Source organism: Candidatus Halocynthiibacter alkanivorans (assembly GCF_003333265.1).
GTDB lineage: Bacteria > Pseudomonadota > Alphaproteobacteria > Rhodobacterales > Rhodobacteraceae > Halocyntiibacter_A > Halocyntiibacter_A alkanivorans.
Window position 1 is genome coordinate 1 of sequence record NZ_QOLB01000128.1, and the last position, 25,623, is coordinate 25,623.

Consider the following 25,623-nt stretch of genomic DNA (forward strand, 5'->3'; position numbering starts at 1 on the left):
TGTTGAACGCGTGATTGCTGTCGGTTGTGGCCTTGAATTTACGCGTCCTGACAACTCGTATGCCATTCTCACGCATCAGCCGACCAATCCGACGATGGCCAACGTTTAACCCCAGCTCCTGCAATTCGTGAGTCATGCGCGGTCGGCCATAGCTTTGCAGGCTAAGCCGGTGCTGGTCCCTGATATGCGCCAAAAGCACCATGTCATCACGCTGACGTTGACTGATGGAACGGGATTTCCAAGCGCGAAAGCCGCGAGAAGTCACCTGCAAAACACTGCAGAGAAACTCGATAGACCAGATCTTCTTCCAGGTGTCGACAAAGGCAAACCTCACGCCTTTTGTCCTGCGAAGAAGATCGTCGCCTTTTTTAGGACCTCCCTCTCCTCGCGCAGAACCCGGTTTTCCTTGCGCAGGCGGGCGTTCTCTTTCTCTACATCTTCATGTGGGCCAGACATCAGGTCGTCGTTCTGGTGTTGTTGAACCCACTTGTTCAGGGTCGAAACGCCACCCCCCAAATCCGACGCAATCCGGGGTCGCGTCAGGCCGCTGGTCGTTGCAATGCGAACCGCGTCACGCTGGAATTCTTCGCTGTATCTTGGTGCCATTTCTTGTCTCCTTCATTGCGAATATCGCTCGAAAGAGACCGGAACTAAATCGGGACAAGATCAGCCTGATCCAGTATCCCCGCAATCCGCTTCTGCTCCTCCAGCGGCGGGAGGAGGATCTTGAGTTCTTCAATGGCTGTTTTGGTTATTGCTTCACGTGTTGCACCGCCGCTGGCTATTCCCAATAGAACTCGCTTAGTCGTTGGGCTGACCAGCAGGTGTTCCAAATACTCTGGAAGGAGCCGTTCGTGCATAGGGCGAATAATCGCCACATGCTGGTTTACGCGCCCGCCAGAATACTCATGCGGCAACCGGCATGAACGAGCCACAGACGCACCGGTAATGTTTAGAAGGACGTCGCCTTTAAACAGGGTGACGTTCTGCAATGCGCTCGCTTGGCCCTCATCAATGAAGGCGAGACCTTTGGGAGTGAATTTCCCATCGTGAACGTTCATGCTTCGGATAAGTGGAATGCCTTCCGTTTTGTAGGCCTTTTGCCCGCCACGCGGTGTCGCGCCGCTGCCGATTTTTGAAGTGATGTCGCCGAGAGCGACCAACGGCCAGCTCATCCCAGCATCCCCTCCAGGCGATCCAGCCCCTCAGCAATCTCTTTTTCGATCTCGCGCAGTTCGGCGATGATCTCGGCAGGGGCTTGGTGCTCGATTTCTTCGTGCACGATCTCTTTGTAGCGGTTCAGGGACAGGTCCCAGCTGCCGGTGGCGATAATGTCCTCGGCGGGCACCATGAAACTCTGCGCGGTGCGCGGGCGGTCACCCTCGCCATCCAGATCGTTCCAGCGCGCCAGAATGTCGGGTAGGTTGTTCTTGGCGTGATCTTCTCCGGCCAGTGCCTCAGCCGGGGTCACGCCCAGCTTTCTCTCGTCCAACAATGGAGTGCGTTTGTCGTCCAGCGAATAGCCGTCAGCTGTCGTGTCGTAGAACCAGACGTCCCCGGTGCCGCCGACGCCGGTCTTGGTAAATACCACGATGGCGCAGGACACACCGGCATAGGGGCGGAACACGCCCGAAGGCAGTTTGATGATTGCATCCAGCTTGTGATCCTCGACCAGCATGCGCCGGATATCCTTGTGCGCCTTGGAGGAGCCAAACAGCACACCGTCCGGCACAACCACCGCCGCGCGCCCGCCAGTACGCATGAGGCGCAGGAAGAGTGCGACAAATAGCAGCTCAGTCTTTTTGGTTTTCACCGCCTTCAACAGGTCTTTGGCGGTGGTGTCATAGTCGAGTGAGCCGGCAAAGGGCGGGTTGGCGAGGATCAAAGAATAGCGTCCAGCATCCTCGCCATGTTCTTCGGCCAGGCTGTCGCGATAGGATACATCCGGGTTCTCGACCCCGTGCAGGGTCATGTTCATCGCGCCAATCCGCAGCATGGTGGCGTCAAAGTCAAAGCCGTGGAACATGCCCTTGTGGAAATGTTCGCGGCTGTCCTTGTTGAGCAGCATCTTGGGATGGTTGTCACGCAGGAACTCACCTGCCGCCACCAGAAAGCCGCAGGTGCCGGCGGCCGGATCACAGATTACATCCTTTGGCGCCGGCGCCATCAGATTGACCATCAGGTTGATGATATGGCGCGGTGTGCGGAATTGACCGTTCTGTCCGGCGCTGGCGATCTGGGACAGCATGTATTCATAAAGGTCGCGCTTGGTGTCCCGATCCTCCATCGGGATTTCGTCAAGCATCTGAACGACTTTGGCGAGCAGGCCGGGGCTGGAAAAACCAAGCCGCGCGTCCTTCATATGGGTGCCGTAGGAGGAGCCTTCATCGCCCAACTCGCGCAAATACGGGAAGACATGTTCATCCACGATCCGCATCATCTCGCGGGCTTCGAAATTCTTGAAACGAGACCAGCGCAGATTTTCGTAAGGCTCGTTCTTGGAGTCGTTTCCTACCGGAAATATCCGGCGTTCCATTTCACCGCCAAGCATTTCTGCTTTGCTCTCTTCGACCGTGTGGAGGTCATCCAGCCGTTTGATGAACAGCAAGTAGGTAATCTGTTCGATCACGGACAGCGGGTTAGACACACCACCGGACCAGAAGGCATTCCAGATTTGGTCGACTTGGGTGCGGATTGGGCCTGTCAGCATGTCTGCTCTCATCTTTTGGTTGTTCTTTAGTGCGGAGGGTATTCGCCTTTGAGGCAAATTGAAATCGCCAAGGTAAGCACAGGCTCGATGCGGGACTAATTCGCCCAAGTTGATTGCAACCGGTCCAAAGCTTTGCCCGATTCAACCAAGGCGAGGTACGCTATTGTTTTGCGCTAAGTAATGCGATTTATCTTAGATGATGAAGAATTGGACGGGGTTTCAGATTACTCCAACCTGAAAACAGTAGACACTCCGAGAATTGCCTTCTCCGACGAACAGTATAGTCAAATATCGCTTCCGCGGGTCTTACTTTTTTGTTCGCAAAAGCTAAAATTTAGGTATGAAAAACTTACAAAGAAAACCCGTACCAGCAATTTCCACAGCCACCACAATGGATTCACAGGAATCCGACAATATCGATCTCACTTATCGATTGATGCTTGCATTCCTTACGACCGAAACAATTGACCTATCGCTTCAGCCCCTTCGCGTAACTTGTGGCGCAAAGACACGAAAAAACAAAGCTTGCAGAAATTTATCTATCCTTGGAAAAGCTCGTTGCAAATATCACGGTGGCGCCAGCACAGGCCCAAAAACTATTGAAGGAAAAGAAAGGATCTCAGAAGCACAAAGAAAGCGCTGGGCAAAATTTCGTGAAATGCAGAAACCACTTTAGCAAGGATGATTCACTTTGTCCCCCACGTGTCCCCCAGACGCATGATATCAAAGAAAATAACTAACGGTCAGCCCGTCAATGTTCAAATAACTATTTGATTTTAAAGATAGTTTTAATGGTGCACCACACGGACCAACATTCAGACCGTAAGGCATTGTAATTGTTTCCTATAAAAATTGACAAAAGATCAGGCACCCCCATCTATACCCCCAAAATAACTACCTTAATCCACAAACAAAGATCACCACCCGTCTGACTGAAGGGGGCTTGTGCTTCAGCCACCGCCTTAGTGAAGGCATCAGCGTTATCTTCATGCCAGGAACGGTTGAGCACAGCTGGATTTCGCATGCGCGATTGCGACGGCTCGATAAATCCGACACCTCGCTTAGATGCTACGATAACTGACTACGTTATCACAAGGCAGGCTGACAGGGACCGGGTTCCATTTGAGGAATGTCGGCTAAATCGCCGTGAAAACCTGGCGTAACTGGCCGCAATATATTCTATATCGGGGCAGGTTTTTATAACGGACCGGCTCGAATGTGCGTTCCGGAAGTCATGTTCAAGCCACCTCATGTCAACAAATTGTGCGTGCAAAAACGCAGCTGATTCCGCGCAGAACCGGCCTCTTAAAAATCCTCTCTACCGCCATATTTCCCGGGCATCGAAACGGGAAACGCCGGGAAATCAAACAGTCTGTCCCGAATTCACCCAGGTATATGAAAGCCAATGACATGAAAAACATCGCCCTCGAATCCGCCCTCGCCGCTTCCGTACTGTGTGAAACGTAGCCTCCGCTTCCGCCGGTTCCGGCGTCAACTACATCTTCCTGGACAGCTACAACCAGGACACCAACAGCCGTGTCGAGCTTGACCTTGTACGCTGCGAAATTGCCGGCACGGTTGAAGTTGTCGAACTGATCGGCGGCGAGTTGGGCGACATCCTCGGCTCCACCAAAGTCCACGCCGGTGCCAACAGCAACGTGTTTGTACACTTCACCACCCTGCCCGCCTCAAACGACGTGGCTGTGGTGCTGAAAGACGCGGCCGAAAATGTTGTCGCTATTGAGGAAATCGAAATCGACAACTTCCGAACCCTGGCTCAAGACTTCGCGGCCGCCGGATAAGACCGGCGCCGCGCTCTCCCAAATACTTCCAAAAGCTGGTGTCGGATAATTTCGAACTCATCTCTACAGGCCAGTATGGTTGTTCTTAACGCCGTGCCAAGTTGGCGCCACTCAGCTAGAGCGGCGGTGCAGTTGAGCTTGAGGTTATCGCCAGAGTAATAGTGACGTTCCTGATTGAAGTGGTTGTTGACGTTCATTCTATGGCTTCTTTGCAGGGTACTGGCTACCTGCCGCTCATGATGATCCGGTAACGGAGTTGATCAAAGATCACTGCAAGGATCAGAAGCGCGCCAAGCAGCACCATCTGCATGTAGGAACTGACCTGTGCAAGGTTCATTCCGTTCTGGACGAGGACGATAAAGAAGCCGCCCAGCACCACATTCTCAACCCGTCCGATCCCGCCTCTGAGCGATACACCGGCAATCACGCAGGCGGCGATTGATTCAAGGGCGATTGAGCCTCCAAGATTGGCTTCACCCGATTCCACACGTGCGGTCAACAAAAGCCCGGTCAGAGAAGCTATGAGGGCGCAGATCATGTAGGCCATCATCAGGGTGCGTTTGGTGTCGATCGCAGCAAGATGTGCAGCTTTGATGTTTCCACCAACGGCATAGATCTGGGTGCCCAGTCGGGTGCGGGACATGAAAACCCACATCACTGCAATGCAGATTATGGCAACGACAACCGGGGTTGGAACGCCCCACAATCTGCCGAATCCGAACATGTCTCCAAAGGCGAACGGAAGACCACTGACCGGGACCCCGCCCGTCAGGAACAGAGCAAGACCGGCGCCAACAGATGACACGCCCAGGGTCATGATAAAGGGTGAAACATCGAAAAAGGCCACACCGATGCCGTTGATGGCGCCGACCAGAAGGGCAGCGCCAAAACCCATAAATGCGCCAAGAGCAATGGCCACCCAGATTGCGTCAGGGAACACACCGGACAACCAGACCATCCCGGTCGCTGACACCACCGAAGTCAAAGCGATGGCCGTCCCTACGGACAAATCGAACCCACCGGAGATCAGCACCAACATCTGGCCAAGCGAGACTAGCACCAGATATACCGACTGACGCGCCACATTCATCAGGTTTTGCCCGGTCAAAAACTTCGATGACAAAGCGGTGAAGACCACCAGCGCGATCGCCAGAAAGAAAGGCAGAACGCCGACGCGCACAAAGACCTGCAATATCCAGTCCAGAAGTGTTTTGTTTTTTGTTTCATCGCTCATGCCGTGGTTCCGCTTTCGTCGAAGAAGTGTTTCAGGATCTGATCCTCTCTCATTTCGTCACCACTCAACTCGGCGGTAATACGTCCATGTGCGAGTACGATCAGGCGGTGGGAAAGGTTCATGACCTCAGGCAAGTCGGAGGAGATCACGACAACGGCCTTTCCAGATTCTGCGAGATCCTTGATTAGCCGGTACAATGCGGCTCGCGTCCCTATGTCGACGCCGACTGTGGGTTCATCAAAAATGTAAATATCGACATCCTGCCCGAATGCCTTGCCAAACAGGACCTTTTGCTGGTTCCCACCGGAAAGTTGCGAAACCAGCTTCTTGCGATACGCTTCCGTCAGTTCGACTTTGTCAGCGACAGCTTCGGTTTTAGCCGCAACCGCATTCCAGTTGACCCATCCCGAAATCTTTTCCTTGAAACGATCCATTACCGGGTTCAAAGCGAGGTTGTCCTGGGATGCCTTGACAAGGTCCAGACCCTCGTGCTTCCGGTCGGGGGAAAGGTAATAAACACCTGCATGAATGATTTCGCGGGTGGTTGAGCGCGTTATGTCGCGACCGGCCAAAGTGACCCTGCCGCCGATTCTTGTCGTCAGACCCATTATTGTCCGAAACAACCTTGATTTACCCGACCCCACCAAACCTGCAATTCCCAGCACCTCGCCACTTCGAATTTCGAAAGAACAGTCTTTGATCCCGGCTGTGCGGAGTTTCTCAACCCGAAGCAGCACATCACCGTCGCCTTTGTGAATCTCCGGATAAATCGCGGAAATCGCCCGGCCTGTCATCATTTCGACCAAAGCGTGATCGTCGGTTTCCGCCATTGTGACCGTGCCGATCCTGGCGCCGTCCCTCAGAACTGTGATCCGATCCGCGATACGGGCGAATTCCTGCATCCTGTGCGAGATGTAGACGATCCCGACGCCCCGCGCTTTCAGCGTTTCAATAAAACCAAACAGATGATCCACTTCGCGGTCAGTAAGTGATGCGGTCGGCTCATCAAGGATCAGGACCGAGAGATCCCCGTGAAAGGCCTTTGTAATCTCAACCATCTGCTGTTGTGCCCGCGACAGATGCGCAGTGATTTCTGATGGGTCTATATCAAATTCCAGTTCATCGAACATTTCTTTAGCGCGCTTGCGCATGGCGCGATGGTCGATAAATGGGCCAATCTTCGGCTCCCATCCGAGAAAGATGTTTTGGGCAACCGTAAGGGTCGGGATCAGTGAAAACTCTTGAAATACCGTATAAATTCCGTGGGACTGTGCATCAGCCACGCTGTCAAAACCGACTTTGTTCTCTCCGACATAAATTGTTCCGTCGCTCGGCGTGTTTGCACCCGCGAGCATCGAGATCAGGGTGGACTTCCCTGCCCCATTCTCTCCGAAGAGGACATGAACCTCGCCGGGCGTCAGGTCGAAATCGACCGAATTCAGAGCCAATACCCCCGGGTATCGCTTGGATAGACCTTCGGTTCTGATAATGGTTTTGCTTGTCATCTTCCACTCCGGTGATATGGGCCGAAACTGTCCGGTCCGGCCCATCTTTTCGTTGGTTTGGCTGATCAGTTCACTGAAAACACAGGCTTAAAACCAGCGGGCGGGAGAATGTTTTCGCGCGCAACATCGTTGATGTTGCTTGGGTCGACGACGAAGATTTTCGGACCAACGTGCTTGGTGTAATCCTTGCCTTCTAGAATCCGCACGGCCTGGTCAATCGCGATCCGGCCCTGAACGACCATGGAATCCGCAGGCGCAGCGAGGATGAAGCCCCGCTTGATCCCGGTATAGACCCCCGGTGTCATGTAGAAGGCCAGAAGGTCCACTTTGCCTTGCAGTCCACGTTCACGGATCAGCCCTTGCGCCGCTTCAGCTGTCACGGCGGTGCCCGCGAGATAGCGCACGTCGGGATTGGCCTGTAAAACGTCTTCGACCAGTTTTAACTGAGTTTCTTTGCCGGTGTCGCCAAAGCGTGGTTCCAGAACTTCAACTGCTGAGCCTGCAACGGCTTCCATGAAGCCCGCGTGGGCAGCTTCAACCCAGCCAGCGCCAGCTGGCCCAGGAAACCAGCCAACTTTCACTGGTTCGCTGCCCGCTGGGTGTTTTCCGGCCAGATAGCGGCCGGTCTCGGCACCCATTGTTTTGAACGAAACCAGAGATTTCGCAGAAATGTCGCCAGACGATACGCCGTTAATCACGTCGATAACCGGAACGCCCTTGCCCGAGATTTCACCAATCACGTTGTTCAGGCCTTCATAGGAAATCGCACCGATGACAACGGCGTCAGCACCGCCCGAAACGCAATCCTCGATCTGGGTGATCTGCTTGGCCAATTCGGTGTAGCCACCTGCTTCGACCAGGTTCATCTTGACACCAAGACGCTCAGCCTCATCTGCGACACCATAATCAACGCCCAGCCAATAGGCGTCTTTCATGTGCGGAAAGGACACGCAAATATTCCACGCCTTTTCGGCCTTCTCGACCGGGGTGTAGGTCACCGTGCTCACCACGCCATCAGACGCGAATGCTGGCATGACTTCTTCTGCCTCGTAGGGATACCAACTACCTCCGGCAAAGGCGGACGCCGGGATCGCGGTTGCAAGTACAAGTGCCGCGGTGGTTTTCAGGACGAGCTTCATTGTTCTGACCTCCTTGTCAGTTCTTTCAGTTGGTGCGGATACCCGCAATTTCGGCTTGTTTTTCCGGCTCTTAGACGAGCTCTTCTCGTATTTTCTGTAACATCTTCCTTCGGTCCGCCCTGGCCGCGAGCGCTCGCTCCATATCGACCTTGACGAACCTGACCGGTGTGTTCGGCTGCAACTGGCCAATCAGGTCCATATCTGCGGAAATGATGGCACCAAGGGTAAAGTATCCTCCGCCTGAAACCGCGTCGCGGTGCAGAACAATGGGCTCGGTTCCGCCCGGCACCTGAATCGACCCGTAGGAATAGCAACCATCGACGATGTTCGACGGATCAGCGCCTGCGCCGAAGGGCTGTTCGCGGTCCACGAACTCCAATGCACGCCCGCCTTTGAAGCGATACCCCATCCGGTCTGCCTCGGGCGCGACGGTCCAGGTATCTTCGAAAAATCCCGTCCCGGCCTCTTCCGTCAGCCGGTGCCAGTAAAGCCCCGGCAGAACCCGCAGTTCAGCCGGCGATCCTGGCATCCTGCGCAATTCTGTCTGCACCGTGCGCCCGGCTGCGACAGGGTTGCTGTTGCCGACAGGGATTTCGTCGCCAGCCTGGACCGGCCGGCCTTCGATACCTCCAAGCGCCCCTATGGGATATGTGGAACGGCTTCCCAGATCAGGCGTTGTGTCAATCCCTCCGGATACGGCGATGTAGATCCGTGCGCCAGATTTCAGGAAACCGAAACTCAGCGTCTGCCCGGCTTTCACAGCGAATGAGCTCCAGCCCCCGACAGGGTCGCCATCGACCATGATTGGCATGCTGGCTCCCGTGACGGCGACGACAGCATCCTCGGTGAATTCGATCTCTGGTCCCATGAACACAGCCTCCAGCCCGGCTGCGTCCTCAGCATTGCCGACCAGCATGTTGGCCGTCCGCATTGCAAAACGATCCATCGCCCCGCTGATTGGAATACCAAGATGGAAATAGCCGGGGCGGCCAAGATCCTGAACTGACGTGAACAGACCCGGTTTGACGATCTTAAGAGCCATTGAGAGCCTCCATCAGTTTCGCATTGGTGCCGGCCATGTCTGCGTTGAATTCAGCCAGATCGAAATCCACCTCAGCAATACGCGGCGTGTAAGTGCCCGCTTCCACTGCGGCGACGATACGGTCGTATTCCTCACGGTCGATGGGCTTCCACTTCACAACATCACCAGGACGGAAGAAGACCATGAAGTCCTTGAGATAGCTGACCTCCTGTTCGGGGTCGTAAATGGGCATCGGCGTAATGCCGAACATCTGGTATCCACCAGCCCCTCGTACCGAGTAGATGCAGGAAAAACACCCGCCATAGCCCACAGTCTGCTTCGGCGTATCTGTACGCGGGCGCAGGTATTTCGGCACCTGTAACTGCTTGTCGCGCTCGACCAACTGGTAAAGGAAAGGCAGTCCGGCCACGAACCCGACCATCGACACAAACCAGGGCGACGAATAATGCGCCTCGATGAACGCCTCAGCATTGTCGTATCCGTTGATCCGGGCGGCATATTCCAAATCGGTACCCGACGGGTCCTGATGCCGTTCACGAAACCGCATCAGCGTTTCTTGTGTCCAGGGGTCTTGATAGAATACCGGGACCTCAATGATCCGGGTCGCGAGCCGCTTTTCGGCGCCTTCGGCCTTGTGCTCTAACTCCTGAATTCGTTTCATCATCTCGTCGGGGTGTGTGACATCAGGGTCGAACTTCACCTGAAACGAAGCGTTCGCGGGGCAAATCTCGGTAACGCCCGGGATATTTTCTGCACGCACAACGTTGCTCATGGAAAGAGATTTAAAAAAGGCGTCCAGCGACATCTCTTCATCCATTTCCACATAGATGTGCTCATCTCCCCCAAATGTGTAACGTGTTTTCACGATCCACCTCCTGTTGTCGCGGCGGCGGCAAGATTGCCGGCTGCAAGCCATGGCTCCAGCCACTGGGTATGGAAATTTCCGGCCTGCACTTCCGGGTCGTCGGCCAACGCCAGATGCAATGGAATGGTCGTTTTCAGGCCGACAAGCTCGAGATCATTCAGCGCACCTTTGAGCTTGTTTATGGCATCGGCCCGATCCACCCCATGCACAATGACTTTGCCCAGAAGCGAATCGTAGAAGGGCGGGATCTGATACCCTTCGTAAAGAAAATGGTCGAAGCGAATGCCTTCTCCTTCAGGGATCGTCATCGTTTCAAGCTTTCCGGGCCAGGGCATGAACTGCAACATCGGATCCTCTGCGTTGATCCGCACTTCGATGGCATGGCCGGTTCGGGTGATCTGGTCCTGCGACATGCTCAGCGGCGCGCCGCCTGCAACCTTGATCATTTCCTGCACCAGATCGACACCAGTGATCATTTCACTGATCGGGTGTTCCACTTGAATGCGTGTGTTCATCTCGATGAAAAAGAACTCATTGCTGGCCTCGTCATAGAGGTATTCCAGCGTCCCGGCACCGCGATAACCTACCGACCTGGCCAGTGCCACAGCCGACGCGCAGAGACTGTCACGGGTTTCTTCATCCAGACAGTCCGCACCAGCCTCTTCCCAAACTTTCTGACGGCGCCGCTGCAGTGAGCACTCGCGCTCATAGCAATGCACTGCATTGGTACCGTCTCCAAGGATCTGCACCTCGATATGACGTGGCGACCGTACGGCCCGCTCAAGATAAAGCCCGCCGTCGCCAAAGGCGGCTTCGGCCTCGGCCCTGGCTTGTGGTGCCAGGTTGCGCAGCTGTTCTTCGTCTTCAGCCACCCGGATACCACGCCCGCCGCCACCCGCAGCAGCCTTGATCATCACCGGATAACCAACCTCGGCGGCGATCACAGCGGCTTCGTCCACTGTCTCGATCCGGCCGTTCGAGCCGGGAACCACTGGCACACCCGCGGCTTCGGCAGCCTGACGCGCTGCAACTTTGTCGCCCATCCGTTCGATCGTAGCCGCGCTTGGCCCGACAAACCGGATACCCGCTTCTTCAACCGCCCGGGCGAACTTGGGGTTTTCTGCCAGAAACCCATAACCGGGGTGAACCGCGTCAGCGCTGGTTGCCTGAATCGCGTTCATGATGCGTTCGATGTTCAAATAACTGTCTTTCGATGCAGCGGGCCCGACACAGACTGCTTCGTCAGCCAGTTTCACCGCCAGCATATCGGCATCGGCCACCGAATAGGCCTGGATTGTAGTGATGCCAAGATCCCTGGCCGCACGGATGATCCGGACAGCAATCTCGCCCCGGTTGGCTATGAATAAACGCTCTATTGTCATGATCAGTCGCTCAATTCGGCCAGTGTTTCGCCAGCGGTCACCGGACTGCCATCTGCGATCGCATAGCCTTCAAATTTTCCGGGAATCTCTGATTTGATTTCAATGAATGTCTTCATGACTTCGACAAGCCCGATTGTGTCCCCGACGGCAACATCGTCACCCGTCAACCTGAACGGCGGATCTTCGGGAGTGGGCTTGTGATAAAAGATTCCCGGAAGTGGTGATTGGATAACTGCCATTTTTGTTTCCCTAATATTCTCGGTGTTTCTTAACCGGCTTGTTCCAGAACCGTCGCTGCGGGCGCGATCGTAATTCCGGCTCCGATCAGCCCCGCGCGGATCGCCCTGCCGATTTCCAATGCCCCGGGTGTGTCCGAGTGGAAGCAGATCGACTCGAACCCGATCTCCATCTCATCACCTTCGACAGTCGTAACTTTGCCCGTCTTGCAGGCCTTGATACACTTCTGAGCAATCGTTTCCGGGTTGGGCCTGGCCACCTGACGTCTGAATACGATTGAGCCGCTGTTGTCATAATCGCGGTCGGCAAAGAACTCGCGCACCACCGGATGACCGCAGCGCTTGGCAACCTCGTGTGTTTTTGAGGATTCCATACAAAAAATGATTGCCTCGCCGCAGGTCTTGCTGAGGGTATCAATCATCAACTGCGACAGCTCTTCATTGATCGCAGCCTCCATATAGAGTGCGCCGTGTGGTTTCACATGTTGTAGAGGAATCCCATGGCGACGCCCGAATTCGCGGATCGCACCCACCTGATAGACAATGTCGTTCACCAACTCTTCGGAACTGGTTTTGATGTACCGACGCCCAAAGCCCTGCAGGTCGCGGTAGCCTGGGTGTGCACCGAGGGCGACCCCGTAAGTCTGCGCTAATTTGACAACGCGATCCATTGAATTGGGATCACCCGCATGGAACCCCGCCGCAATATTGGCAGAGCTGATCAACGCCATGATGTCTTCATCCGGTGCATCGCCCAGCGCCCACTGGCCAAAGCCCTCGCCCATATCACAGTTGAGATCCACGTAATCCCGCATTGGCTGTTTTCCTCGAATAACTTGGGTAAAGTCTCTCAGAGAGGGTGCCATTATGTAAAATTCTTATTTTCGTTAGAGCGGTATCGAATTTTGAGATAATCGGAATGATGCAATGCACCACTAATTCCCCTAAAAATATGTGAAAACTGGAGGCCGCCATCATGCCGGGTTGTGATTATCAATTTTTTTGATAATGCTTGGGGGCAGATTTAGATACACCGAGGGCACATATGAATTTTCGCCACCTCAAGTTTTTCGTCGCAACAGCTGAAGCCGGGCAAGTGAGCCGGGCTGCTTCGCAGCTGAATATTTCGCAGTCGGCTGTAACGAGCGCTGTCAAAGAACTGGAAACGGAACTTGGCGCGCAACTTTTTGTCAGATCTGCACATGGAATGGACATGACGGAAGCCGGACGCGAGTTCCTGGCGTCATCGCGCGAAATTTTGGAGAAGCTTGAAGAGGCAAAGAAGGTGACACAAAAGCGTTCGCCGGTGAAAGGGGTGATACATGTCGCAGCGACCTATACGGTCATCGGCTATTTCCTTCCCTATCATCTGGATCGCCTGGCGCAGCTGTTTCCAAATCTCGAAATTCGGTTGAGTGAATTGAACCGTGAAAGCATCGAAGAAGGACTGTTGGCAAATCGCTTCGATATCGCCGTTGTCCTGACGTCAAACTTATCCAATCCCGAACTGGAGACCGAAACACTTCTGCGGTCGACGCGACGGCTATGGACAGCCAACACACACAAATTCATTCGACAGGGACGCGCAACCTTCGAAGAGATATCTGCGGAAGACTACATCATGCTGACCGTAGACGAGGCCGCGCATACGACGATGAAGTACTGGAGCCTGAGCAACCACCAACCCCGGGTGAAACTCCGCACCTCCTCGGTTGAAGCTGTCCGCTCAATGGTGGCAAATGGCCAGGGCGTGACCATTCTATCAGATATGGTATACCGACCGTGGTCACTTGAAGGCAAACGGATCGGAACCGTGCCAACAGAGCAGGAGATCCCGTCCATGGACGTCGGCCTGGCGTGGCGGAAAGGAACCGAGTTCTCTCCGGCCGTTGCATCGCTGCATGACTATTTCAAACAGTCATTCGTTGCACCTCAATCGCATCTCGTCACTCCACGGGCGTAGGGGGGAAAAAGGCCGAACCCCGTGTATTATCTATTTTTCCAACGGGAAGAGTTATAGTTTCTGCAGTTGGTCTCCAGAGGACATAGAAAGTTGCTGTCAGACGGATGCGAACCAGTCTCTGTAAGGACAGTAACGCTGTCCCTTATGGCGCACCAAGCTGGCGCCACTCGGCGAGAGCGGCGGCGCGGTTGAGCTTGAACTTGGCGCGTGAGTAAAGGTGGCGCTCCAGATTGAAGTGGTTATGGACGGAAGCATGAACGGCGGTGAATTTCTGCAAACTTCGCATACTCCGAAAGCCCAATATCGCCCGTTCTCGTCGTCGAAACAGCTGGTGAGAATTCTCGCCCCGATTGTTCAACCAACGGCCAGTTTCCTGCTTCTGTACATTGCCTATGACTTTCATGGCAGCGCCGTAGGATCGAAGTTTGTCCGTCACTAAGACATGCGGGTTCCCACAGCGTTTCATGATTTTTCGCAGGAATTTCAACGCCGCCTTGCGATCCCGGCGTTTAGTGACAAAGGATTCTAACACCTCACCTTCGTGATCCACAGCACGCCAAAGATAGTGCGTCTCGCCGCGGATCTTCACGAAAACCTCGTCCAGGCGCCATTGCCAATTGGAATGGGCGCGCATCTACTGGATACGTTTTCTACGGATCTCCGCGGCGAACAACGGGCCGAACCTATTCCACCAGAAACGGACCGTCTCGTGACTGATATCAATCCCTCGCTCGTGCAACAGGTCTTCGACATTTCGTAGGGAAAGTGGGAACCGAACGTACATCATCACCGCAAGCCGGATGATTTCGGGGTTAGTTCGGAAATACCGAAAAGGGCTGGGTTTTGTCATCCTGGAAAGCTACGCGGCCACCCTGCCCGTCTCAAGCCAATTCCAGCTGACAGTAAAGTGTTGCGTCGATCCGTTGAAACCGCCGGGCATTGCTGACGTTGGTGGCAAGTGCAGCGATCGACGGCTTCCCGCCCTTCTCGTCGGAATGTGCTTGGTGCAGCAATCAGACCACGTCCCTCTGCCATCACCGTCACGAACGGCCCATTGCCGCCATTCGTGACGATTGCAGCTAACGGCAGCAATGAGCCATTGCGCATCTTAATAGAAAACGGTCAGTTGAAGTAAGAAAGGCTTGGAACAAAATACCCTCTTTGCCCAGAAATTCCGGTTCCGCAGTGGCACAGAGCTCTGGGTAAATCGCTGCTAAAATCCGCACTGGACAAAGGCATCTGACACCCGATGCCTTATGTTCTGATCCGCAAATGGAAATGACGAAAAGAAATGTGCCTGATTTGCATCCGGTCGACGGTGGCGTACATTGGCACTCCAATAGTCTGCCATTGTCTGGTTCTTGCTTAGGGCATACGTCAGCACAGCAATCATTGCGATCAGGAAATGCGCCCCAGGCGCGCGGGCTGCTTTGTCCGCCCAGACACTGGCTGCATCGTATTCACCATCTACCATTAGCGACATAGCGCGGGTACCCAGCATTGCATATACAAATTGATCCAGCGGGCTGAGCAAGAAGGCGGTATCCACATGATGGCGCGCGGATGTCGACCGGCAAGCCAGCATATCGGTAAACCCCCGGGCGTAATGACCCTGCGCATAATTCGGGCTTAGCGCGATCGCCCGGTCCAGCCAGTCCTGGCCGCTTTCCAGGTCGCCCTGTAACCAATGCGAACGCCCCATTGTGAAATTTGAAAACGGATCCAGCGGATCCAGTTCAATACTGCGTTCCGCGAAGCGCTTGGAATTTAGTGCCGCTACTTGAGGGGCGTCGCCAAACTTCATAAAGGCGGTCTGAAAATTGGTGAACGACAACCCGGCATAGGCACGGGCAAACCCCGGATCCTGGGCCGCGGCTTTTTCAAAAAAGCCAGTTGCCTTTGCGTTAGCCTCTGGTGTGAACCGGTACATATGTTGCAGGCCCAGGTGATAATTCGGCCAGGAATCCAGGTTTTCTGACACACTCAGCCGCGCGATCCGCGCCTCGTTCAGAGGAATATACACTTCCAGAGACGAGACAACCCGGGCTGCCAGTTCTGCTCTTAGTTCATGGACCCCGGCGAGCGGTGTGGAGATTTGGTCGCTCCAGATCACGGCACCGCTCTGGCAATCCGACAGTTCGGCAGTGACGATCAGAGCCTGACCCTGCCTTTCAACGGTTCCGGCCATCAGATAGCGGACGTTTAGAGTTTTGCTAATTGCCGCCACATCCGGTACCTGGGCGCGAAATTGAAACGTCGAACTGCGGGCGATGACTGTCAGCCAGCGCAGGCGCGACAGGGCCTGGATCAGGTCATGTGGAATGGCATCAGCCAACGTCATGTCAGCCCCTGGCGATCCCAAATACTGAAACGCCAACACCGCAAGGGATGGCTTCATGTCTTTGGCTGGCGGCCCTCCGGTGGTGGCTGGATCTACAGGCACAGCTGGTGCTGGGCTGCTTGTGGTGACTGCGGCCACAAACCGGAACCCCATGCCATATATCGTCCGGATCATCTGCTGCGAGCGACCATCGTCACCAATCGCACTGCGAGCCAATTTGATCCGGCTGGCTATAGTTGCGTCCGATACTGCCCGCCGCTGCCAGATTTGCGCGATCAATTCATCCTTGGAGACCATCCGATCATGATTTTCGATCAACATTTTGAGCAGCAGAAAAACCTGTGGTTCCAGCGCGATCAGCTTTCCCTGATTACGCAACTCAAACCTGTCCGGGTCAAACTCGAAAGGACCAAAAAAATACACCATGCTGTCAAACACTATCGAAAGACCGGCGGTTCTACAGGAAAAAATCAGATTTCATTCAAGCTTGCCGAAATCCACGGAAGTACAGTCGATGAATGGTACAGAGTGCGCCGCCAGATGTGGGCTCGCTCAATTTGATAATATTCAGATTTTTGTAACAGGAGAGACCCTATGTCGTTTGCCAAGAAGACCATTCTCGCAGCCAGTGCCGCAATTGCATCAGCAGGTTTGGTAGCAGGTGCCGCCATCGCTGAAACTGCCACTGACAAGATTGCCCGCGCAATCACCGCTGCGCCGACTGACATCACCGATAAAGCGACAATCATGGATGTGGACGGCACCATTTTACGCGAAGGCAGCAATGGGTGGGTCTGCTTGCCAGGGATCGGTCTTATCCCGGGCGATGAGCATCCGATGTGCAACGATGCAGTCTGGATGAAGTGGATGAAGGCAGTATCGTCCGGCACCGAGTTTTCGACGGATGTTGTCGGTGTCTCATACATGCTGCAAGGGGATGCACTGGTGAACAATGACAATCCAATGGCTACCGACCCCAATGACGGCGGTATGTGGGTTCAGGATGGCCCACATATCATGATGCTTTTTCCAGATTCTGGGATCATCGCTAACTTGCCGCGCGACCCCTATGTCGGCGGCGCCTATGTGATGTGGGATAATACCCCTCTGGTTCACGTTATGGTGCCGGTTGAAGCCAAAGTTAAATCCAACTGATCTATTCTAAGAAAGAGGAATTCACGATGAACGAATTCAGCAAAATCCGGCAGACCAATGGGCGGGCGAGGCTGTTCGACAGCATATTGGACACCGTCGGCGACACTCCGTGCATTCGCATCAGCAATCTGGCTCCGGACGGGGTCGATATTTACGTCAAAGCCGAGTTTTTCAATCCAGCAGGCTCGGTCAAAGACCGGTTGGCGCTTAACATTATCGAAGAGGGGGAGCGAAGTGGCCGCCTTAAGCCCGGCCAGACGGTGATTGAAGCCACCAGTGGCAACACCGGGATTGGATTGGCCATGGTCTGCGCTCAGAAGGGCTATCCGCTGGTGGTGACTATGGCCGATAGTTTTTCCATCGAACGCCGCAAACTGATGCGCATGTTCGGTGCCAAAGTTGTGCTGACTCCCAGGGCAGAAAAAGGCATCGGCATGTACAACAAGGCTGTGGAACTGGCCGAAGCAAACGGATGGTTTCTGGCCCGTCAGTTTGAAACCGAGGCAAATGCAAACATCCATGAAACCACAACCGGGCGTGAAATTCTGGCAGATTTCGATGGCCAGCGGCTGGATTACTTTGTCACGGGCTATGGCACCGGCGGCACTCTCACCGGGGTGGCAAGGGTTTTGCGCATATCCCGGCCCGAGACAAAAATCATCTTGTCCGAACCAGCCAATGCTCAGCTTGTCGGCAGCAACCTGGTCCAGGACCGCTCTACCGGCGGCGCCCCTGCCAGCAGCCATTCGGCATTTGAGCCGCACCCGATCCAAGGCTGGACCCCCGATTTCATTCCTTTGGTGCTGCAGGAAAGCCTTGATAAAAATTACTATGACGCATTGGTCCCGATCTCTGGGCCCGAGGCCGTTGCCTGCGCTCAGGATCTTGCTCGCCGCGAGGGTATTCTGACGGGCATTTCGGGAGGGGCAAGTTTTGCAGTTGCCCTCAAGACTGCCAAAGACGCACCGACGGGCTCGGTTATTCTGTGTATGCTACCCGACACTGGAGAGCGTTACATGACGACGCCGCTATTTGACAACATAGCCGAGGATATGGACGCCGAGGAGGAAGCGCTTTCCCGGTCCACACCCGGTTTTCAAATGGGGTAGTCGAAGCTTTGTGCATAGCAGAAATAAATTTCGGGATGCGCCCTGGCGTGTCCCGATCTCGAAATTCATTTCGAATTGCCGTCCCGAAAGGTTATTGAATGTCCGGATTAGAAGAAACGCTTGACCCGCAGGATTGGGAGGCGTTGCGTGCCCTTTCCCACCGGATCATAGACGAGGCGATCGAATATACCCGCGACGTGCGCGACCGGCCGCTTTGGCAAGCCATGCCCAAAGAAGTCCGCGAGGTTTTGAACTCTCCTCTGCCCCAAGATCCCAAACCGCTGGACGAGGTCTATGACCTGCTCAGCAAGAACGTCATGGCCTATCCGATGGGCAACACCCATCCACGGTTTTGGATGTGGTACATGGGGTCGAGCAATTTCACCGGCGCGCTGGGTGATTTCCTGGCCGCCGTTCAGGGGTCAAACCTAGGCGGCGGCAATCATGCGGCCAGCCTGGTTGACCAGCAAGTGGTCGATTGGTGTAAACAAATGCTGGGCTTTCCCGAGACAGCCAGCGGCACTTTGGTCAGTGGCGGATCCATGGCCAACATTATTGGCCTGACAGTCGCCCGCAATCAGATGGCCGACGCTGACGTCCGCACGGAGGGTGTTGGTGCACTGGATCGCCCGTTACGTTTTTATGGTTCAGACCAATTGCACAGCTGCCATCAGATCGCGGTGGAATCCTTGGGATTAGGATCAAAATCTCTGCGCAAAATCCGTTCTCATCCGGACTGCACAATCGACATCGAGTCTCTGAAGTTCGCGATTACCGAGGACCGCGCCGCCGGGTTTAATCCGGCCTGTGTGATTGCCACCGCTGGCACCGTCAACACCGGGGCTATCGACGACCTGCAGGCGATCAAAGCCCTGTGCCAGCGGGAAAATATGTGGTTTCACGTTGATGGCTGTATTGGTGCGCTGATTGCTATCGCGCCCGGCAACAAGTCGCGGGTTTCCGGCATTGAACTGGCGGATTCAATCGCGCTGGATCCGCATAAATGGCTGCATGCCCCTTTTGAAGTCGGCTGCGCTCTGATCCGTGACCGCGACGCTCATTACGGTGCTTTCACTTTGACACCTGAATTTCTCGAAATGACCGAACGCGGCATCGCCTCGGCCCATTGGCTGCATGATTTTGGTCTGCAGACGTCACGCGGATTCCGGGCGCTGAAAGTCTGGATGGCGTTGCAAGAGCACGGCGTTCAGAAATTCGGTCGACTGATCGACCAGAATATCGCGCAAGCGCATTATCTGAGCGAGCTGATCTGTAAGACCGCCGGATTGGAACTAACCATGGAGACTAGTATCAACATTGTCTGCTACCGGTTTGATCCCGGACAGACCTCGGAAGAAGATCTGAAGCGGATCAACACGGAAATCATGCTGCAAATGCAGGAAACCGGAGTTGCGGCCATTTCTGACACCACGGTGCATGGGCGGCATTGTTTGCGGGCTGCAATCAACAACCATCGCACGGTCGCAACCGACCTGGCGTTTCTGGTCAGCGAAACCCTCCGCCTTGGAAACGCTATTGTTAACGCTTCCTCGCTGTTCTCTCATTGAAAGAGTTGCGATCAATAGAAACTAACTCTGAGCGGTTAGCGCGGCTCCAAAAATTCCCGGAGGAAATTGAACTTGTCGCGTTCCCGCACCAAGAGAACAGTCCGTTTTACCCCACTAATTATCTGTTCAAAGAATGACTTTCCCTTCAGTGGCCAAAATTACCGAAATTGACAAACTGAGACACCGCATTTGAAAGTTTGCGGCAGGCCGAGACTTAACCTGTTTTAGGGATTACCGAAACGAAACGTCGCTCTTTTCGCACTACGGCCGTTGGTGGTCAGCGCAGCGAACGGCTCCTTTCCGCCCTTCTCGTCGAAATGTGCATAGCGCAGAAATTGGACCACTTCCCTCTGCCATAACTGTCAAGAACGGCCCATAGGAGACCTTGGTCGCCGATTGTCGATGCTGCGCCGCGGCCAGCCAATCCGGGCATTGGTTTGCCGCGCGGCATTTTCCTCAGGCTGCTCAAACAAACCCAGTAGCTCCAATTATTTCGACAAACAGACAATTCTTCACTCCACAATTTCGGCAAATTGCAGGATTTCGATTGGGGGAAGTGCCCCAACATCTCGGGCGAAACTCATGTTAACCGTCACGGCAAAATCCGACATGCGGGCGACTGATAGTTGCCCTGGGTCAGATCCTTCGGTCAGCACCCGTTCGGCCAGTTTGCCTGCCAAGCGGCCCACATCGTAATAGCGCGCTGCAATCGAGATCAGGGCCTGCCCGTTGCGCACCATGTCCTCGTAGGGAGTCAGAAGCGGCAAGCCAGAAGCCAAAGCGGCAGAAGCGACGACGTCGGCGTTGCTTCGCAGCAGAGAAGACGAGCCCAGGTAAACGAAATCCACTTCTGCTGCGCGGAGCTGATCCATTCCGGGGGCGATCCCCTGCCTGCCTCCAAGAAGGTCGATATCGATAGACGTCAGAGAGAACCCCAATTTGTTAGATAAGCCTGCCATTTCGCTTTGTTTAAGTGCGGAGTTGGGTTCGGAACTATTGTAGAGCATGCCAAGATGGCGGAAAGTTGGAAGGTAGCGCCGGATCGTTGCAATCGTAACTGTCTCAGGAACTCTGTTGAAAGTGCCCGTGACGTTTGTGCGACCCGTAGCATCGAGGCTATTCACGATTCCGGCACCTACTGGGTCGGCAACGATCATGAAGACCTGCGGGATGTCCGTGTTGAAGTCTGTATCGCCCAGATCGGAGAGCGTTCCGGCAATCCCCCGCGTGACGGAAGTGCCCCAAGTTACGATAAGGTCTACATCGACCTCGCGTGCTTCCTCCAAAATTGTTGGTAGGGTTGAGACATTCCTCGCCGCATCACGCAAAAGGAATTTGACGTCCAGACCTGCTTGTTGAAAATGATCCTGAAACCCTTGGCACGCTTCTTCACACCCTCTCCAGGTGACAATCATCACATTCCATTCAGCGGCTGAAACAGCAGTTGCCCAGAGGCTCGAGATGAGCACAAACAGGGCCGCAATCCATCTTTGAGTTATCATTCTTCACGCCTCTCATCATCGCGTCTTGTGCCAGTTATTGCATGCTGAAGGCCCAGAAGAACAGCGCCAGAGAGCGAAAGCCAAGCGAGAGCGTTCAGCGCCAAATCTGCTCTCCCCCAAGAAAGCAGGACACTTCCCGCAGCCAACCCGACCAGACCACCTAACCGCTCTACGCCGCGCAAAATATTCACTGGACCGTTCGCCGAATCCGATGTCTCGATGACAGCAGTCAAAAGTGGCGCGCGAATAAGAGCATGTCCAATACCCAACGCCGCTAATGCAACTGCATAGCCCAGAATATCTGCCGAGAGGTCATGAAAAAACAAGACAGCGGCAGTCAATATGGAACCCGCAACAACGGAAAGCGTCGCATTTTGTCTGCGCCCAAACAGGGCATTCGCCGCCGGGCCTACCACGACCAACATCAGATAATAGAGCATCACAACGCGCCCTATCTCGGATGTGCTACGATCCGCTCCAGACAGAAACAGTGGTGTTAGATACCACACAAAAATCGCGGTGGTCGCAGCAACAGGTGCCCCGATGAACCCGATCAGGATGGCCAGCCTCAGGCGAACCGCGCCTGTCAGTCGGGTCGGCAATACAGATTCTGTGGCAGGCGGCTTCAGCCTGCCTGCTGCACCATCCATAAAGACGAGAGCGATCGCAGCACTGACCAGGACCAGTACCGCGCCCAGAAAGATTGCAGATTCATAGGAAAACAGGCTCGACACAACCCCGCCCAGCGCCGAGCCGCCGACGAGACCACCAAAGATCATGGCATAGTAGGAAGCTGAGGCCGACCCGCCCGCAATCTCCTGTAAGCCTCGCGCCTCAGACTGGGCCTCCAGCGCGTATTGTTGGCAGGAAATAGTGGCGAGCGCGTAGAGTACCGCCACAATGCCGCGAGCGGCAGCTATGGTTGCGATGGAATCAGCTAGTGCCATACCTGCCAGAGCAAGGGCCGTCAGGACACTTGACGCAACAAACAAGCGTCGAGCACCGAAACGCCGCGTGAGTCCTCCCGCAAATGGGCTCAGGGCGGCCACGCCGACCAGGAATAATGCCACAGGCAAGGCGGCGGCAACGTCAGCCGACATCCAGCCAACGCGCGTTGCGCTTGCCCCGTAGAGTGGCAGGAATGAAGCGGTGATCTCAGCGCCGATTACGTAGATCAACAGGACCAACCGCATGTCCACGACGTCTGACAGCTGAAGACGTCTGGGGCGATCAGCACCGGTATGTATTCGTCGACGCGCTAAATCCCGTACTTGGTCATTCAAGCGCGCGATCGCTCTGGACAACTGACCGGGCCCGGACACGCGTGCAACTGCGATAAATCGCCCTTGCGACTGCTCGCGAAGCAGACGGATAAGACGTCCGTAGGGTTTCCAGATGCCAGCAGCTGCTGCAAGAATTGCGACTTCAATTCCTACCAAAACAACCAAGACTGACAGAGCCCCAACATCCAGAAAGATATCCCGCAGGCGGGTTCGTACGAATTGCGGGCTGCCCTCGACTTCCACCTGTCCGACCAAACGGTTGCCAACGATGATTGGCAGCGAAAATTGTGTCGGCCCGACCCCGATCAGAAATAACAGACCTCCTCCTTCGTCCGTCGACACGAGTTCCTCCCGAATGATCTCGGCGACAACGTTGCCATTTCTGGTCAGTACGGCAACACGCCGAACTTCGGGAAAGGGCGCGACAGCGTTCTCCAGAAATCCTTCGAGGCCCCCAGCTGCATCGAGTGGGATGCCCATTTGCAAAACGCGCTGTAGGTCGCCGCGCACAGTGGCACCAATTAGACGTGTCCGGTTCTCAAGCTCTGGTGCAATTGCTGTGTTAAACGTCACCACGACAACCAGAGACATGGCAAGCACTGACATGATGACAACGAAAGTCAGAATCGCAACGAGCCGCAGCCTAAGGCCTTCCCGATTTATGGCAAAATTCGAAGGCATCATCATTTGCGCCTGCTTGGATCGACGTCTTTGTGTTCTGATGGCTCCTCGATCAGATCGCAATACACCGCACGCGATTGTCCAAGCAATCCCTGGATGTGAACCGCTTGTCCGACCTTCTCGCCACCAGGCTGCATCGTCCAAACTTGGCGTTCAAACTCAGTAAGTTCCGCAGTGACAGCGCTGAAATTGCCAATCTCTCTCGCAATCCAGACTCGAAGGAGTAACCCCGTCGCCAGTGAAGCAACCACCGAAATAAGCAGAACTTGGAATGATAGCTCCGCAACCATCGCCAAAACTCGCGTCCGGCTAACCTCTAGTGGATAAGTGATTATCACTTGTCCAACGTGTTCAGTATTTGAATTGCGAATAGGCGTACCCGCAACGAAAGAGGAATCGAGGGTGGTAAACCATCCGTTTGCCCGCCCATCACCTGCCTTGAGGGTCGTTTTTACATCATTTTCATCCATGATCCAGGGCCCGGCCCCATGGATCACTTGGTACTGCGCATCCAGCACCCAAACACCAGAAATCAAGGGGTCGGTTTGACGGGGGATATCGAGCAAAGCAGACGCGTTACGCACACTCTTCATAGGTAGGCCCAGTTCCGCAGCTGCGGAGAACGGAGCTGCAGCGCTGGCACCGATGACAAGCATCCGCTCTCCGAGTAGGCGCTCGTAATCGAGTTTGAACTCCAGCGTAACGAGCGTCACCAGCATAAGGCCAACTGACACAATTACGCTAAAAGCCGCAAACCAAGTTCTCCAGAAAAGTTCCATCAGAATCCAACGAATTAGAATGCCAGAGAACAAACGAACGGATCTTTGAATGATCTCGACGCTTTCTGGCAAGAAAACTAATGGTTATAAATAGTTCGCTAGGTGACGTCCGTCAAACTACGAGTTTAGTCTACTTGATGCAACTCGGCTGAGCGCCAGAATCCCGCAACAATAGGTGATCACGTTGCCGCAATTCGGAGTTGCCGCAGCATTACACACACCGAGCTCTGACCGGTCATCCTAGTCTATTGGGGGGGTACTCAGGCCTGAATGCCCGCTTTCAAGATTGCATGAGTTCACATTACGCCCGTAGCGAATGACCGCATCCCGCCCATACCGACGAAATGTGCCTGGTGCAGCAATCGGACCAATTCCCTCTGCCATCACTGTCACTAACGGCCCATTCCTGCCGTTCGTGTCTATTCTTTTTTCTGCGGTGCGGCTTCCCCAAAAGCGGCCATTCGCCCAGTGCGCGGCGTTTTCAGGATGCGAATGGAGGTAGTGCGGGACAAAACGGGAAACTGCTGTATCCTGCAAAATAGCAATTTGCAGGATACAGCATCTACCGAAGTACTTTTCAAGTTTTTAAAAAGTCTTTTAATACCTCGTTAAACAGCCCTGGTTTTTCCAAATGCGCCGCATGGGCAGAGCCCGGCATGACCGCCAAACTAGCTCCGGCGATGGACTGCCACAATTGTTCGGTCTGCTGCCAAGGGTAAGTTCGGTCGCGATCGCCCCAGATCACCAGAGTCCGCGTCTGAATGTTCTCAAGGTATGCGTTGCCGGACCAGTTGTGCATCGCATCAAGTCCGGCAAGGATAGCTGGCAGGCTGCTATGTTCTGCAATGGCCGCGCAGGCTTCGTAGGCTGCAGCCGCGTCCCCATCTAGAAACCACGTCGCAGCAATCCGCCGAGCGGTGGCTTGAGAGCCTTCTGCACGCGCCCGACGCTTTGAGGTGTCTATGGTCTCGAACCTGCCGGGCAACACCCCCGTGGCGCCGGTGCCATAGAGTACAAGCTGGTCGATACGGGCCGGTGCCTGCCTGACCATCTCTTGCGCAACCATCCCGCCCATCGAGTGGCCAACCAAGTGAAATCGCTCAACCCCACGCGCCGCCAGCTCCTCCAGCGCCCAAGTTGCAAAGCCTTGGATGCTGTTCAACGCCTCGAGTTCAGCGTTCTTGCCAAATCCGGGCAAGTCTGTCTGACGTCAGCGCTTATGGGGCCAAATAGCGGTATTTGATAAGAGAGTGTTGTTGGCTCATCGTAACCACCAGGGAGTGGGACATGAGACAGACAACTGGAACGGGGCGGAGGTCGTCCGAAA

23 protein-coding genes and 3 pseudogenes are annotated in these 25,623 nt (G+C 54.7%); 6 read left to right on the forward strand and 20 right to left on the reverse strand.

Features of this window, described 5'->3' with window-relative positions; genetic code table 11:
- The 4 genes from DWA01_RS15835 to DWA01_RS15850 form a co-directional block, all read right to left on the reverse strand.
- On the reverse strand, positions 1-334 hold a 334-nt coding region (locus DWA01_RS15835; protein WP_136057632.1), incomplete at its 3' end, for an IS3 family transposase.
- The gene (locus DWA01_RS15840; protein ID WP_114286783.1) at positions 331-606 is read right to left on the reverse strand and encodes a transposase; all 276 of its coding nucleotides are present in this window, start codon (positions 604-606) and stop codon (positions 331-333) included. The genes DWA01_RS15840 and DWA01_RS15835, both read right to left, overlap by 4 nt.
- A gap of 44 nt (positions 607-650) precedes the next feature.
- Positions 651-1,175 (reverse strand): restriction endonuclease subunit S, encoded by a 525-nt coding sequence (locus tag DWA01_RS15845; protein WP_114286784.1) that lies wholly within the window; start codon positions 1,173-1,175, stop codon positions 651-653.
- Entirely contained in the window at positions 1,172-2,710 is a 1,539-nt protein-coding gene (locus DWA01_RS15850) for a type I restriction-modification system subunit M (protein WP_114286785.1), read from the reverse strand. Before DWA01_RS15850 ends, DWA01_RS15845 begins: the two co-directional genes overlap by 4 nt.
- Positions 2,711-3,050: 340 nt before the next feature.
- On the opposite strand from DWA01_RS15850, the gene DWA01_RS15855 reads away from it, so the two are divergent.
- Positions 3,051-3,386 (forward strand): HGGxSTG domain-containing protein, encoded by a 336-nt coding sequence (locus DWA01_RS15855; RefSeq protein ID WP_200832596.1) that lies wholly within the window; start codon positions 3,051-3,053, stop codon positions 3,384-3,386.
- A 931-nt stretch (positions 3,387-4,317) separates the two neighbouring features.
- The gene (locus DWA01_RS22990) at positions 4,318-4,512 is read left to right on the forward strand and encodes a hypothetical protein (RefSeq protein ID WP_136057769.1); all 195 of its coding nucleotides are present in this window, start codon (positions 4,318-4,320) and stop codon (positions 4,510-4,512) included.
- Positions 4,513-4,601: 89 nt separating this feature from the next.
- Here the strand turns inward: DWA01_RS22990 and DWA01_RS24050 are convergent.
- The 9 genes and pseudogenes from DWA01_RS24050 to DWA01_RS15905 form a co-directional block, all read right to left on the reverse strand.
- Positions 4,602-4,706, reverse strand: a pseudogene (locus DWA01_RS24050) (IS6 family transposase); the annotation flags it as partial.
- 29 nt (positions 4,707-4,735) lie between these two features.
- Complete coding sequence (locus tag DWA01_RS15870) at positions 4,736-5,746, reverse strand: ABC transporter permease (protein WP_114286787.1); 1,011 nt, start codon at positions 5,744-5,746, stop codon at positions 4,736-4,738.
- On the reverse strand, positions 5,743-7,251 hold the full coding sequence (locus DWA01_RS15875) for a sugar ABC transporter ATP-binding protein (protein WP_114286804.1): 1,509 nt from the start codon (positions 7,249-7,251) through the stop codon (positions 5,743-5,745). Before DWA01_RS15875 ends, DWA01_RS15870 begins: the two co-directional genes overlap by 4 nt.
- Before the next feature lie 65 nt (positions 7,252-7,316).
- A complete protein-coding gene (gene torT / locus DWA01_RS15880) occupies positions 7,317-8,438 on the reverse strand; it encodes a TMAO reductase system periplasmic protein TorT (protein WP_235008578.1) in 1,122 nt (373 codons plus the stop codon).
- 22 nt (positions 8,439-8,460) lie between these two features.
- Positions 8,461-9,432, reverse strand: a complete 972-nt coding sequence (locus tag DWA01_RS15885; protein WP_114286789.1) for a 5-oxoprolinase subunit C family protein — start codon at positions 9,430-9,432, stop codon at positions 8,461-8,463.
- On the reverse strand, positions 9,422-10,297 hold the full coding sequence (locus DWA01_RS15890) for a 5-oxoprolinase subunit B family protein (protein ID WP_114286790.1): 876 nt from the start codon (positions 10,295-10,297) through the stop codon (positions 9,422-9,424). The genes DWA01_RS15885 and DWA01_RS15890 overlap by 11 nt, the downstream gene beginning before the upstream one ends.
- Positions 10,294-11,679: an acetyl-CoA carboxylase biotin carboxylase subunit gene (locus tag DWA01_RS15895; RefSeq protein WP_114286791.1), complete on the reverse strand. Its 1,386-nt coding sequence runs from the start codon at positions 11,677-11,679 to the stop codon at positions 10,294-10,296. Before DWA01_RS15895 ends, DWA01_RS15890 begins: the two co-directional genes overlap by 4 nt.
- Positions 11,680-11,681: 2 nt before the next feature.
- Positions 11,682-11,918 (reverse strand): acetyl-CoA carboxylase, encoded by a 237-nt coding sequence (locus DWA01_RS15900; RefSeq protein WP_114286792.1) that lies wholly within the window; start codon positions 11,916-11,918, stop codon positions 11,682-11,684.
- A gap of 29 nt (positions 11,919-11,947) precedes the next feature.
- Positions 11,948-12,730, reverse strand: a complete 783-nt coding sequence (locus tag DWA01_RS15905) for a 5-oxoprolinase subunit PxpA (RefSeq protein WP_114286793.1) — start codon at positions 12,728-12,730, stop codon at positions 11,948-11,950.
- A 230-nt stretch (positions 12,731-12,960) separates the two neighbouring features.
- On the opposite strand from DWA01_RS15905, the gene DWA01_RS15910 reads away from it, so the two are divergent.
- Positions 12,961-13,878 (forward strand): LysR family transcriptional regulator, encoded by a 918-nt coding sequence (locus tag DWA01_RS15910; RefSeq protein ID WP_114286794.1) that lies wholly within the window; start codon positions 12,961-12,963, stop codon positions 13,876-13,878.
- 142 nt (positions 13,879-14,020) lie between these two features.
- Here DWA01_RS15910 and DWA01_RS15915 read toward each other — a convergent pair.
- The 3 genes and pseudogenes from DWA01_RS15915 to DWA01_RS24055 form a co-directional block, all read right to left on the reverse strand.
- A pseudogene (locus DWA01_RS15915) lies at positions 14,021-14,728 on the reverse strand (IS6 family transposase).
- Positions 14,729-15,091: 363 nt separating this feature from the next.
- The gene (locus DWA01_RS15920; RefSeq protein WP_235008579.1) at positions 15,092-16,219 is read right to left on the reverse strand and encodes a tetratricopeptide repeat protein; all 1,128 of its coding nucleotides are present in this window, start codon (positions 16,217-16,219) and stop codon (positions 15,092-15,094) included.
- Between the two features lie 198 nt (positions 16,220-16,417).
- Positions 16,418-16,645, reverse strand: a pseudogene (locus tag DWA01_RS24055) (winged helix-turn-helix domain-containing protein); the annotation flags it as partial.
- Between the two features lie 168 nt (positions 16,646-16,813).
- Between DWA01_RS24055 and DWA01_RS15925 the strand changes: the two are divergent.
- The 3 genes from DWA01_RS15925 to DWA01_RS15935 all read left to right on the forward strand — a co-directional run bounded on the left by DWA01_RS15925 (position 16,814) and on the right by DWA01_RS15935 (position 20,051).
- Positions 16,814-17,374 (forward strand): hypothetical protein, encoded by a 561-nt coding sequence (locus DWA01_RS15925; protein WP_114286796.1) that lies wholly within the window; start codon positions 16,814-16,816, stop codon positions 17,372-17,374.
- Positions 17,375-17,400: 26 nt separating this feature from the next.
- A complete protein-coding gene (locus DWA01_RS15930) occupies positions 17,401-18,483 on the forward strand; it encodes a PLP-dependent cysteine synthase family protein (protein ID WP_114286797.1) in 1,083 nt (360 codons plus the stop codon).
- Positions 18,484-18,581: 98 nt separating this feature from the next.
- Positions 18,582-20,051, forward strand: a complete 1,470-nt coding sequence (locus tag DWA01_RS15935; RefSeq protein ID WP_114286798.1) for a pyridoxal phosphate-dependent decarboxylase family protein — start codon at positions 18,582-18,584, stop codon at positions 20,049-20,051.
- A 512-nt stretch (positions 20,052-20,563) separates the two neighbouring features.
- Here the strand turns inward: DWA01_RS15935 and DWA01_RS15940 are convergent.
- The 4 genes from DWA01_RS15940 to DWA01_RS15955 form a co-directional block, all read right to left on the reverse strand.
- Complete coding sequence (locus DWA01_RS15940; RefSeq protein ID WP_114286799.1) at positions 20,564-21,553, reverse strand: ABC transporter substrate-binding protein; 990 nt, start codon at positions 21,551-21,553, stop codon at positions 20,564-20,566.
- Positions 21,550-23,523 (reverse strand): MFS transporter, encoded by a 1,974-nt coding sequence (locus DWA01_RS15945; RefSeq protein ID WP_114286800.1) that lies wholly within the window; start codon positions 23,521-23,523, stop codon positions 21,550-21,552. The genes DWA01_RS15940 and DWA01_RS15945 overlap by 4 nt, the downstream gene beginning before the upstream one ends.
- Positions 23,520-24,329, reverse strand: coding sequence for a hypothetical protein (locus tag DWA01_RS15950; protein ID WP_114286801.1), 810 nt, complete (start codon positions 24,327-24,329; stop codon positions 23,520-23,522). Before DWA01_RS15950 ends, DWA01_RS15945 begins: the two co-directional genes overlap by 4 nt.
- 544 nt (positions 24,330-24,873) lie before the next feature.
- Positions 24,874-25,494, reverse strand: a complete 621-nt coding sequence (locus DWA01_RS15955; protein WP_114286802.1) for an alpha/beta fold hydrolase — start codon at positions 25,492-25,494, stop codon at positions 24,874-24,876.
- Between the last annotated feature and the right edge of the window lie 129 nt (positions 25,495-25,623).